Source organism: Bifidobacterium favimelis (genome assembly GCF_037963085.1).
In the GTDB taxonomy this organism is placed as follows: domain Bacteria; phylum Actinomycetota; class Actinomycetes; order Actinomycetales; family Bifidobacteriaceae; genus Bombiscardovia; species Bombiscardovia favimelis.
The window spans coordinates 766909-779161 of the sequence record NZ_JBANDZ010000001.1; the positions used below are offsets into that span (position 1 = coordinate 766909).

Consider the following 12253-nt stretch of genomic DNA (forward strand, 5'->3'; position numbering starts at 1 on the left):
AGATGGACATCATCACTTTGGAGAACGTCTCCTACAGGTACAGCAGACAGGGCAAAATGGTCCTTGCAGGGGTCGACGCGGCCTTCCGTTCGGGGGCGTTGACCTGCATAACAGGAAGGTCGGGAGCGGGCAAGACCACCCTCCTCTCCCTCCTTGCCGGTCTGGACACGGCCACGGGCGGGCGGGTGCTCTTCAAGGGGGAGGACCTGGCGGAAATGGACAGGGACCGTTACCGGGCCCGGCAGATCGGGACGGTCTTCCAGGGGTACAACCTCCTGAACCGGGCCAGCGCGGTGGAGAACATCGTCCTTTCCATGCAGATCAGCGGGGTCAAGGACCGGCGGAAGACCGAATCCGCCCTGGCCCTGCTCGAGCGGATGGGCATCGACGAGACGACGGCCCGTCGCCAGGTCTCCAACCTGTCGGGAGGGGAGCAGCAACGGGTGGGGATAGCACGGGCCCTGGCCCACGATCCCGACACGATCATCGCCGATGAACCGACCGGGAACCTGGATGGCGAGACCCGTGGCAGAATCATGGACATCCTGGTTTCCCTGGCCCACAAAGAGGGCAAGTGCGTGATCGTGGTCACCCACTCCACGACCGTGGCCAAGCGGGCCGACCGGGTGTGGAACCTCAACCGGGGAGCCTTGAAGCCCGCCAAGGCCCCGTCACAGCCAAGGGGATGAACGGACCCGTCTTTCCTCTGTCGGTCCTGTCGTTTCCCGGCTCCCCGCCACCCTTCGGCCGCCGGTCCTACCGGCGGTGGGAGGGGATGAGGAGGAACCAGGGCAGGCTCAGGACCATGAGGCCGATGGCGCACATGGACAGGAAGGGGATGGTCTCGTGCCCGTCCAGGATGTATGAGGCGAACATGGGGCCGACGATGTAACCCAGTGACGCGGCTGTGTTGAGCATGCCGAACATCCGCCCGCTGTAGGCGGGGCCAGCCAGTTCCGTGGCTACGACCGGCTGGGATATCCCCATCATGACCTCGCCCAGACCGAAGATCATGATTCCCAGGGATGCCACACCCAGGGCCCCCGCAGTCGTGTCCAGCCTGAGTCCCAGCACGATGATGATCCAGGCGGCCGCCCAAAAGACCGGGACCGTGCGCAGTATGCGGACATGATTCGCATCCTTGAGCCGGGGCAGGAGGATGATGTTCATGATAACCACGGAGAAGGTGTTGACCACGTCCACGACGGAGAGGGACCAGCGGGGGATGTGGGGGTCGGATATAAGGGTGGTGACCAGGCCTGCGTCGAACTGGGAGTAGCCGAACAGGTCCATGAAGAAGGTGCCGCAAATCAGGATGGCCATGGTGGCCAGAATCCTGGTCAGTGAGGAGGTGGTCCCCCCATAGGGGCCCCGTTCGGCAGGTCCGGCATGGACACGGGTCCCTCCGGTGCCATCCGCCCCTGACGGGCCGCCGGCAGGTCCCTCCTTCCGGCCTGTGGACGGGGCCGATACCGAAATCCGCTCCTCCTGGGCCCTCAACCGGTTGGTCAGCCGGCGCAGGCCGTAGTGCCGTTCGATGACGAGGAGGGAGAGGCTGAGCAGGGCGAATCCGAGGGCGCGGCCGCCGAAGCCCAGACGGTAGAGGGAGTCCTGGCCGCCTGCTGCCAAAAGGCCTCCCACGGCCGCTCCCAGGCCGATGCCCAGGTTCAGCTCCGCCTGGTTGATTCCATAAACGATCCTGTGTTGGTCCCTGGTCGAAATCTGCGTCAGGATGCTGGACCAGGATGTCTCCATCCCCATTCCCAGCCCGGAGATGAAGGCTCCGACCACACCCATGCGGTAGTCATGGGCCAGGGTGAACACCAGGGGCCCCACGACCGAGAAGATCATGGCCGTGTGCATGGCCAGCCAGGATGACCGCCGGTCGGACACCCAGCCGATGATCGGGTTGGAAATCAGCGAACCGACCGAGCTGACCGTGACCAGGAGGGCTGCCTCGCTCATGGTCGCACCCAGGGAGTGTGTGGCGAAGAGGAGCTCGATGGGCATGACGAGGCCGATGCCGAAGTTGCACATCAGGTCGACGATCAGCATGGCCCGCAGGTAGTCCGGCAGGCTCATGAACTCACGCAGCCAACGCATGGCCTACCTCCATCAGCACTCGGGCCCCTCCCATTGTCTCCTGTCCTATATCACCATTCAGGAGGGACCGGGTGTGTCGCGACCTCTGGACCCGTGACCCATCAAGGCCTGGGACCTGGCCGATCCAGCTGCCGGAGACAGAGACGAAGAAGGCCCTGGCGGGGACGGATCGCGTCTGCCGCCGGGGCCTGGTCATCACACCCGGATCAGATGTGGAAGTAGAGCTCATACTCCAATGGGGTGGGGGCCAGACGGGCCTGGGCCAGCTCATCGCGCTTGATGTCCAGCCAGGTGTCGATCAGGTCATTGGTGAAGACATCGCCCTCGCTCAGGAAGTCGTGGTCCGCTTCCAGCGCGTCCAGGGCCTCCTCCAGGGAGGCGGGGACCTGCTGTATCTGGTCGTGCTCCTCGGGCGGGAGCTCATAGAGGTCCTTGTCGATGGGGGCGGGGGGCTCGGTGTGGTTGAGTATTCCATCGAGACCAGCCATCAGCTGGGCCGAGAAGGCAAGGTATGGATTGCAGGAGGGGTCCGGGGCCCGGAATTCGATCCGCTTGGCGGCGGGGGAGGTGCCGGCCAGGGGGATGCGGATGGCGGCGGACCTGTTCCTGGCGGAGTAGACCAGGTTGACCGGGGCCTCATAGCCGGGGACCAGGCGCTTGTAGGAGTTGGTGGAGGGGTTGGTGAAGGCCAGGACGGCCGAGGCGTGGTTGATCAGGCCGCCCACGTACCAGCGGGCGATGTCGGACAGCCCGCCGTAGCCGCGCTCGTCGTAGAAGAGGGGCTTGCCGTCCTTCCACAGGGACTGGTGGCAATGCATGCCGGTCCCGTTGTCCCCTGCTATGGGCTTGGGCATGAAGGTGGCCGCCTTGCCCGCCAGGGCGGCTGTCTCGTGGACCACGTACTTGTATTTCATCAGGTCGTCGCCCGCGTGCAAAAGGGTGTTGTAACGGTAGTTGATCTCCTGCTGTCCGGCCCCGCCGACCTCATGGTGGGAGCGCTCCAAAATCAGGCCCACCTTCTGCAGGTTGGCGACCATGTCGTCGCGCAGGTCCTGGTAGTGGTCGACCGGGGGGACCGGGAAGTAGCCCTTCTTGACCCTGTTCTTGAAGCCTATGTTGGGGGTGCCGTCCTCTTCGACGTCCGCGCCCGAGTTCCAGGGGGCCTCGATGGAGTCCACCTCGTAGAAGGAACGCTGCATGCTGTTCTCGAAGCGGACCTTGTCGAAGATGAAGAATTCCGCCTCAGGGGCGAAGGATGCGGTGTCGGCGATGCCGGTCGACCGCAGATAGGCCTCGGCCTTGGCGGCGATCTGACGGGGGTCGCGCGAATAGGGCTCATCGGTCAGTGGGTCCACGATGGAGAAGGACACATCCAGCGTCTTGTGCTTGCGGAAGGGGTCGATGAAGGCGGTCTCGGGATCCGGGATCAGCTTCATGTCGGACTCATTGATGGCTTGGAAACCCTGGACGGAGGATCCGTCAAAGGCCATGCCGTCCGTGAAGGCGTCAGAGAGGAATTCGCGGGCCGGGACCGTGAAGTGCTGCTGCACCCCGATCAGGTCGGTGAAGCGGACGGATACGAATTCCACCCCCTCCTGGCTGATAAGTGCTTCGCAATCGGCCTTAGATTTCAGTTCTGGCACTGAACCGCTCCTTTCGAGAGAACCGTCTACGGTCACTCAGTCTAGGGGCGGCGTTTTTTCGCCAGATGGCATGTTAGGTTACGAGGTTGTTTCGTCCGGCTGATCTGCGTCACTTGCCACGCATGGCCCGGCGGCTCACGTGGATTTTCGTGGGGTCGATGCCCTTGGGCATCCCCAGCGAATTCTGGCGCTTCTGCAGGGTCACCAGGCGGTCGTTGAGCTGGTCCAGCTCCATGGGGGTCAGCTTGACCTTCTTGCTGACCACGGTCTTCTGCAGCTTGCTCAGGGGGACCTGCTTGGGGCCATGACCCACACTGATCTTGTAGATGGGGATGGCGGAGCCCTGCGTGATCCTGCGGATCTTGGTCTCCTCCCTGTCCAGGGCCTTCATGACCCTGCTGTATTCACCCTCGCCCACAAGGTAGACGCCGGTCCTCCCGGTACCCCTCCAGATGGCATCCTTGGTCTTGACGTCGATCCAGACCGGGTCTTGGGGGAATTTGAAACCGGCCTTGCTGATGTTGCTCAGGACGGACCCTGCAGCGCCAGGACGCCCGTCCATCTTCCGGTAACCCACGCGGTCGGAGCGGCGGGTCAGGGTGATCGTGGCGATGAGCAGACCCAGCATGATCCCCAGGAGCACGGTCAAAATCCAGGAGAGCCAGCCGAACCTGAAGACCAGGCAGACGACCACGGCCACAAGGGTGGGCACCAGGATGGCCGCCGCCAGCAGCCAGGGGAGGATCCTGTCCTCCTTGTAGGTGAATCTGAAGACCTGGACGACCGTCGAAATCATGCTCGTCTTCTTGGTCTTGGTGTCCTTCTTGTCTGTCTGTGCCATACCATCCTCACTTGGAATCGTTCACTGGTTGACCAGTCTAGCGCATGTGGAGTGGGCGGCCGTCGGCTTTCAGCAGAGCCTCTCCCAGTGTTTCACTGAAGGTAGGGTGGGGGTGGATCAGCCCGGCCGCCCGGTGCAGGGGGACCCTGTTGCCGATCAGCTCCTCCACTTCGGCTATGTTTTCCGAGGCTTGAGGTGAGATGATCTGCGCGCCGACGATGACCCTGGTGTCCAGGTCCTCCGCCCGGCAGGCGGTGACCAGGCTGAGCGCCCCTTCCTGCCCGCTCATCCGCATCCGGGAGTTGGCCATCATGGGGTAGATGGTCTCCTGCACATCGGTAAGGGTCCCGTCCTCCTGGGCGGCCTGCCGGTCATACCCGACCGAGGCCGCTTGCGGGGTCGAGAAGACCACCTGGGGGACTGTGGCGTCATCCACAGGTTCGGGGTCCATGCCGGCCATGGCCTCGGCCACGGTGATGCCCTGTTGGAAGGCCCGGTTGGCCAGCTGATGGCCGGGGGTCACGTCTCCCACCGCCCAGACGTGGTCCAGGTTGGTCCTGCCCTGGGCGTCAGTGACGACGGAGCCGGCCCGATCCAGATCCAGGCCGGCGGATCCCACCCAGGGTGCCCCGGTATTAGGCCGCCTTCCGACCGCAGCCAGGAGGAGGTCGGACCGGATCAGGCCGGACTCCTCGCCCTCCGCGCTCTGGCCCGGGTCCGGGCCCTTCGGGCCGTTGGGCGCATAGTGCACGGTGATGCCCCCTTCGCCGGTGGCATCCCCATCAGAATGGCCCTGACCTGGGCTGACGCCCGGGGTGGCATCCTGGCTGATATCGACGCCTGTGCATTGGACCCCGGTGATGATGTCGATTCCCCGCCGTCTGAGTTGGCGGGTGAGTACCTGGCCGGACCTGCGGCTCCAGCCGGTCAGGACCCTGTCATGACGGATCAGGAGGGTCACCTGGCTGCCGGCCGCCCTCCACATGCTTGCGAATTCCAGGGCGACTGCCCCGGATCCCACGATCACGGCCCGGTCGGGGAACCGGGGCAGGGACAGGGCCCTGTCCGAGTCGATGACGGGGCCGCCGAAGGGTATGCCCGGCAGGGGCCTGGAGGATGCCCCCATGGCCAGGACCACATTGTCGGCATCCAGGGTGAAGGGTTCCCCGTCTGGCCGGGCCACATCGACCCTGCCGGGTCCGGCCAGCGACCCCCTCCCCCTGATGACATCGACCTTGCGCTGGGACAGGAGGTCGCCCAGGCCACCTGTCATGGCATCGACCATCTCCTGTTGGAAGGCGTGCAGGCGGTCGTAGTCGATGGGTTCAGGAGTCAGACCGACCCCCATCTCCCTGGCATGCCTGGCCTCTTCGATGGCATGTGTCGCCGTCAACAGGGCCTTGGTGGGCACGCAGCCCCTGTTCAGGCAGGTGCCGCCGACCACATGGTCCTGCTCAATCAGGGCAACACGGAATCCAAGCTGCGCCGAACGCAGGGCGGTGGCATAGCCGCCGGGTCCCGAGCCGATGATAGCCACGTCGTAAGTGCCTGATGGCCGCCCCAGGCCGGGGGCTTCACGCTTTTGGTCCATGGGATCAATCGTAGCCCGCCGTCTCACGCTGGCAGAGAATAAAGCGCCGGTGCCCGGGGTCTGCCCCCGGGCACCGGCGTGATTGAGGACTGTCCCTACGGGGGTCCCATCCCGGCCTGGAACCGGTACGGTCCTGCCCGATGGGCCAGGACCTCACTCGGGCCAATGCCCACGCTTGTCGTGGCGGGGTTTGGGAACGCGCCAGCGACGCACCGTCATGGCCCGCTGCCACATGTAGCTGCCGGACTTCATCCCCTTGGCCACGGAGCGTTCGCCGAACTTGTCGATCAGCTTGACCCTCAGCCGGCGCCAGGCCAGCCAGATGTCGATGATGGCCGCGATCAGGTAGACGTAGAGGATGATGGTCGTCGCCGTCGTCACCTTCACGGCGACGGAGGGCGGAAGCGCGACCACGGAGAACATGACCACCAGCATGACGATCATGAAGGGGAAGATCAGCTCCAGGAGGTTGAATCGGGCATCCACATAATCGCGGATGTAGATGCGCCAGGGCAGACGCTCCGACTTTGGCATGTGGTAGATGTCACCCGTCCTCATGGCCTCGTACTCGGCATCCTCCCTGGCCCTGCGGCGGGCCTTGGCCGCCTTCCTGCTGGCCTTGCGGTCCTTGGGGACCAGGGGGCGCAGGTTCTGCGCCTCGGCCACCTTGCGCTTTGGGGTGGGACGCCCCTTGCCCTCCGTCTGCGGCCCGGAGTCCGAGGAGTACTGATCTTGGGCGCTCTGATCCTTACGCTTGAACGGGTTCCATGTCATGCGAACAGGTTACGGTGACGCCTAGACTCTATAGGTATGGTATGGGCAGGGCAAAAGGGCCTGTCCCTTGGCTTTCCGGGAGGTAGCGATGGCACGGATCGGCGCGGACGAGATCAGGACCAGGGTCCGAGGGGACTGGCCCAGGGTCCTGGGTCTGCTCAAGGACAAAATAGCCCTGAAGTCGGTCTCAGCTCAGGGAATCACCGGGGAGCACATGCGGCGTTCGGCACGATTCGTGGCCGACCAGCTTTCCCTGGTTGGAATCGATGCCCGTCTGGTCCAATCGACCAACCCGGACGGGACGCCAGGCGCCTTTGAGGTCGTCGGCTCCCGTGTGGTGGACGCCAAGGCCCCAACGGTCCTCCTCTACGCCCACCATGACGTCCAACCCGTTCCCGACCCGGCCGTCTGGGAGACGGACCCCTTCGTCGGAACCGAGCGCGACGGCAGGCTCTACGGCAGGGGGGCCGCTGACGACGGAGGCGGCATCGCCATCCATTCGGGGGCCTTGAAGGCGCTGGGTGATGACCTGGGTGTCAACGTAAAGGTCTTCATCGAAGGAGAAGAGGAGATGGGGTCCCCCAGCTTCATCCCCTTCATCGAGGCCCACAGGGAGGAGTTCGAGTCCGATGTCATCGTCGTGGCCGACTCGGGCAACTGGTCGTCGGACATCCCCAGTCTGACCACATCCCTCAGGGGGAACACCGACCTGGATGTGACCGTGAAGGTCCTCGAGCACCCGGTCCACTCAGGCCAGTTCGGTGGCCCCGTCCTGGACGCCAATACCCTTGCCGCCATGCTGATAGCCTCCATGTATGACGGAAACGGGGAACTGGCGGTCCCGGGCATCGAATCCGACCAGCCGGTGGGCGGGCTCCAGAGGGACCTGGATCCCGGCCAGTTCAGGGCCGATGCCGGAGCCGTGGACTCATACCGGCTGGCGGGAACCGGGTCACTGGCCTCCCGCCTCTGGACCAAGCCGGCCGCCAGCGTGATCGGTTTCGACGCCCATCCCGTGGAGGGTTCCTTCAACGTGGTCGCGGACCGTGCCCGGTTCAGGATCTCACTGCGCACGGCACCCTCCCAGGACCCTGCCCAGGCACAGCAGGCCCTGGCCGACTTCTTGGCCGCCCACGCCCCCCTGGGTGCCGAAGTCAGCTTCGAGTACGGGGAGAATGGACGCGGCTGGGCCATGGATCCGGACAGCCTGGCCGTCCGTGATGCCCAGGATGCCATGCGGGAGGCCTTCGGCACCGATCCGGTCAACAAGGGGGAGGGCGGCTCCATCCCCTTCATTCCCGAGCTCAAACGGCTCTTCCCTTCGGCCCAGGTCCTGGTGACCGGACCCGAGGACCCCCAGTCCAACGCCCACAGCCCCAACGAGTCCATATCCCTGTACGGCCTGGAGCGCAACATCGTCGCCGAGGTCCTCCTTCTGGACAGGCTGGGGGCAGGGAGCAGGTAGCGGGCGGCGAAACCGGCCGGCCCGGTTCCAGGCGCCGGACCCCGGGTCATCAGGCCTGCCCAGGCCCAAGCCAGTCAGGTCCGGCATCTGACAGGCCCGGCGGAAACGCCACGGACGGTCTTGACCGCCCTGCCCCCTATGCTTGAGATTGACACGGGGGCCGCATGCTGTAAAGGCGTGTGGCTGAGAGGAGGCTCAGCCTCAACCGGACGAACGTATACCGGGCAATGCCGGCGCACGGATGTCACTCTTCCCGTGCCTTGAATGGATGCGCACCACAGGGGTGCGCCACGTTGAAAGGCACATCATGACGGATAATCACGATGCCCGTATTCAGGGCGAAAATCGGATTGACAGACAGGACCAGGGGGCCGACGGCAAGGCCGTGCCCGTGAAGGTGGCATCAGGTCCCCGCCTGCGTTGGAGGGTGGTGGACATAGCCGTCGCCTCCCTGATCGGTGTGGCCTGTGCCCTGATTTACCAACTCGCGGCCCTGGTCACCTCCGTCCCCTGGTCGGTGATTAACGGACTTCTGCCTGGCCTGGCCGGCCTCCTCAACGGGCTCTGGCTTTTCGCAGGCCCCCTGGCCATCGTCATCGTGCGCAAGCCGGGTGCGGCCCTCTACGGCGAACTGGTCGCCGCCATACTGGAGTCCCTCATGGGCAATCAGTGGGTGCCCGCGAAGACCCTGGGCATAGGTCTGGTCCAGGGGGCCCTGGCCGAGGTCGTCTTCCTGGCCCTGAGATACCGCAAGTGGAATCTGGCGACCACCTGCCTGTCGGGTGCCGCCTCGGCCCTGGGTTGCTGGGCCTTCTCCTTCTTCACCCACCTCCAGGCCATCAACCTTGTCGGCCCCTACGGCATCACCTACCTGGTGACCACGGTCCTGTCCGGCGTGCTCTTCGCCGGGGTCATGGTCTGGTACCTTTACCGGGCCATCGCCAGGACGGGGGCCCTGGAACGTTTCGAATCCGGCCGGGACATCAACAGGAGGAGGGGCTGAGCCCTTGGTCGAGCAAGTCCCGCCTCCGGCGGACGCCCCCATGGCGGCCCGCCTGGAGTGCCGCCACTGGGGTTACCGTCATGCCTCCAGGGAGCAGTATGCGGTCAGTGATCTGAACCTTGTCATCCCGCCCGGTCAAAGGGTCCTCCTCCTGGGGGCGTCCGGCATCGGGAAGTCGACCATCCTCAGCGGGATGGCCGGCCTCCTGGGGGATGATGCGGAAGGATACACGGACCACGCCGCGGGCGGCAATCCGGCCCCCGGCGATTTTTCCCCGCCTGGTTCTCCCGCCCGGGATTCCGCCCTCCGGGATTTCGCCCTCCGGGATTCCGACCTGGCCGCTTCCCGCACCGGAGGTCCTCCGGTCCCGGAAGGGATGGCTGACGACTCGCGGGCGGACGGTGTCGAGGTCGAGGATTCCGACGGCGGGGTGACCCGCGGGGCCATTCTGGTGGACGGGGTTCCGGCGGCCAGGGCCAGGGGTCGTGTCGGTCTTGTCCTCCAGGATCCTGACGCCCAGGTGATCTTCCAGAGGGTGGGCGACAACGTTGCCTTCGGCATGGAGAACATGGGAGTGTCCGCCGACCGGATCTGGCCCCGAGTGCACGAGTGCATGAAGGCCGTGGGGCTGTCCGACCTGGAGCTGCACCGGTCCGCCCTCCATCTGAGCGGGGGCCAGCTCCAGAGGCTGGCCCTGGCCGGGGCCCTGGCCATGAGCCCAGGCGTCCTCCTCCTGGACGAGCCCACTGCCAACCTCGATCCCGACGGGGTGGGGCAGATCGTCTCCGCCGTCAGGCAGGTGGTGGGTGACCGCCGTTCCACCATGGTCCTGGTGGAACACCGCGCCGAGCCCTGGATGGACATGATCGACCGGGTCCTGGTGCTGGGCAGGGGACAGGCCGGTGGCCAGAATGGACGCACCGTCGTCGTGGCCGACGGGACCCCGGAGGAGGTCTTCACCGACACCTCCCTGGACCTGGCGGCCCTGGGGGTCTGGGTGCCGGCCCGCTACCGCCGGCCCGGGGACGAGGTCGGTCCCATTCACACGGAAGACGAGCCTGGCTACCCGGCCTGGGAGGGGTCCGGTCCGGCCCTCCTTTCCGCAGGGAACCTGGCGGTCGGACGGGGGGGAAGGGCCATAGCGCATGGCATCGATCTGGGCTTCAGGACCGGTCAGATAACCGCCCTGGTCGGTGCCAACGGGGCGGGAAAGTCCACCCTGGCCATGACCCTGGCCGGTCTCCTGCCCGAGGTCGAAGGCCAGGTGACCGCTTCGCCGGAACTGATGGCTGGCCCAGGCGGGGCAGAAGGAGGGGTCAGGCCCCCGACGGATCCTGACCCCACCCGGTGGTCCTCCCGTCAGCTTGCCTCACGAATTTCCTATGTCTTCCAGAATCCCGAGCACCAATTCGCCAGGGGGTCCGTCCTGGAAGAGGTCATGCTGGCCCCCTTGCGCACGGGAATGGGGCGGGAGGCGGCCGAGGCCAAGGCCAGGGACCTCCTGGCCCGTTTCCGTTTGGACGGGTACGCCGACGCGAACCCCTACACCCTGTCGGGAGGTGAGAAGAGGCGGCTGACCGTGGCCGCCGCCCTGGCAGCGGCCCCGCAAGTCCTCATACTGGACGAGCCAACCTTCGGCCAGGATCGTCTGACCTGGATGAGCATGGCCGGTCTCATCCACTCGCTGCGGGCGGACGGGGTCTGCGTCATCCTGGTCACCCATGACCGCGATCTGGTCCGTGCCCTGGATGCCAGGGTGGTGGAGCTTGTCCCAGGAGGAACCGGTCGCCGGGGTGGCGACCCTGGTGGTCCCGTGCAGGCAGGGCACCGGATCGGAGCCCTGCGGCGGCCCGAACCTGGGGAGGATGTGGGATCCATCCAGGGTTGGCAGGGCCACCTGGCCCGGTCGGTTCCGGTGGAACCCATGGGGGAGAGGGCGGAACCTGAAAGGCCCGCCAGCCCCTCCCGCCTGGTCGCCGCCATCAACCCGTCCTTCAGGCTCATCGGCGCCTTCCTCATCGCCATCCCGCTCATGTTCAGCCTGGACTGGGTCTCGGCCTGCACGGCCCTGGTCCTGGAGGTCATCCTCCTCCTGGCCGCCGGTTTCAGACCAACCCGCATATTGAAATCGACCTGGCCCATACTGGTCGGGGCTCCCACCTCGGCCCTGGCGATCATCCTGTATGGAAAGTCCGGTGGGGCCACCCTCTGGCGGTGGGGGCTGATCAACATATCGGAGCGCTCGGTCTCCCTGGCCCTGGCCACCGCCCTGCGGGTCCTGGCCGTGGGCGTCCCGGCGGTGATCACGATGCTGGGTGTGGACTCCACCGATCTGGCGGACTCCTTCACCCAGATCCTCCACCTGCCCGAGCGGTTCGTATACGGCGGCCTGGCCGGCATGAGGCTTTTCAGCGTACTCAAAGACGACTGGGGGGCCCTGACCGCTTCCCGCCGGAGCCGGGGGCTGGGTGACGAGAGCCGGGCGAAGGCCTTCTTCCCGCAGGCCTTCGCCCTCCTGGTCCTCTCGATCAGACGGTCGACCACCCTGGCCACGGCCATGGAGGCCAGGGGCTTCGGGGGTACGGTCAGGCGCACCCACGCCCGCACCTCCACCCTCGCCGTCAGGGACTGGGTCTACCTGGCCCTCTGCCTGGCCGTCCCGGTCGCATCCCTCCTGGTCGCCTGGTGGACCGGGGCCTTCGCCTTCCTGGGCAACTGAGGCCGGTCGCCTGAGGGGCCAGGCCCCTCTGCCGGCCTAACGACGGACAGGGGCGGCATGAAAAGGGCCCCTCACGGAGACATCCCGTGAGGGGCCCTGTAACCTTAAAAGGGA

At 65.9% G+C, this 12253-nt stretch carries 9 protein-coding genes; 4 read left to right on the forward strand and 5 right to left on the reverse strand.

What is annotated here, in order from left to right; all coding sequences use genetic code 11:
- The first annotated feature begins 2 nt into the window (after positions 1-2).
- Positions 3-689, forward strand: a complete 687-nt coding sequence (locus tag V6584_RS03135; RefSeq protein ID WP_340468979.1) for an ABC transporter ATP-binding protein — start codon at positions 3-5, stop codon at positions 687-689.
- A 67-nt stretch (positions 690-756) separates the two neighbouring features.
- Here the strand turns inward: V6584_RS03135 and V6584_RS03140 are convergent, their stop codons facing one another.
- The 5 genes from V6584_RS03140 to V6584_RS03160 all read right to left on the reverse strand — a co-directional run bounded on the left by V6584_RS03140 (position 757) and on the right by V6584_RS03160 (position 6952).
- On the reverse strand, positions 757-2103 hold the full coding sequence (locus tag V6584_RS03140; protein WP_340468980.1) for an MFS transporter: 1347 nt from the start codon (positions 2101-2103) through the stop codon (positions 757-759).
- A gap of 206 nt (positions 2104-2309) precedes the next feature.
- Positions 2310-3746, reverse strand: coding sequence for a type I glutamate--ammonia ligase (gene glnA / locus V6584_RS03145; protein ID WP_340468981.1), 1437 nt, complete (start codon positions 3744-3746; stop codon positions 2310-2312).
- A gap of 109 nt (positions 3747-3855) precedes the next feature.
- Positions 3856-4587, reverse strand: a complete 732-nt coding sequence (locus V6584_RS03150) for a DUF4191 domain-containing protein (protein ID WP_340468982.1) — start codon at positions 4585-4587, stop codon at positions 3856-3858.
- 37 nt (positions 4588-4624) lie between these two features.
- Positions 4625-6178 (reverse strand): FAD-dependent oxidoreductase, encoded by a 1554-nt coding sequence (locus tag V6584_RS03155; RefSeq protein WP_340468983.1) that lies wholly within the window; start codon positions 6176-6178, stop codon positions 4625-4627.
- Between the two features lie 153 nt (positions 6179-6331).
- Positions 6332-6952, reverse strand: coding sequence for a DUF3043 domain-containing protein (locus tag V6584_RS03160; protein ID WP_340468985.1), 621 nt, complete (start codon positions 6950-6952; stop codon positions 6332-6334).
- An 88-nt stretch (positions 6953-7040) separates the two neighbouring features.
- On the opposite strand from V6584_RS03160, the gene V6584_RS03165 reads away from it, so the two are divergent.
- The 3 genes from V6584_RS03165 (at position 7041) to V6584_RS03175 (ending at position 12139) form a co-directional block, all read left to right on the forward strand.
- Positions 7041-8417 carry a dipeptidase gene (locus tag V6584_RS03165; protein ID WP_340468986.1) on the forward strand — a complete coding sequence of 459 codons (1377 nt, stop codon included), beginning with the start codon at positions 7041-7043 and terminating at the stop codon, positions 8415-8417.
- 307 nt (positions 8418-8724) lie between these two features.
- Positions 8725-9420: an ECF transporter S component gene (locus V6584_RS03170; protein WP_340468987.1), complete on the forward strand. Its 696-nt coding sequence runs from the start codon at positions 8725-8727 to the stop codon at positions 9418-9420.
- 40 nt (positions 9421-9460) lie between these two features.
- A complete protein-coding gene (locus V6584_RS03175; RefSeq protein WP_340469718.1) occupies positions 9461-12139 on the forward strand; it encodes an ATP-binding cassette domain-containing protein in 2679 nt (892 codons plus the stop codon).
- Positions 12140-12253: the final 114 nt, after the last annotated feature.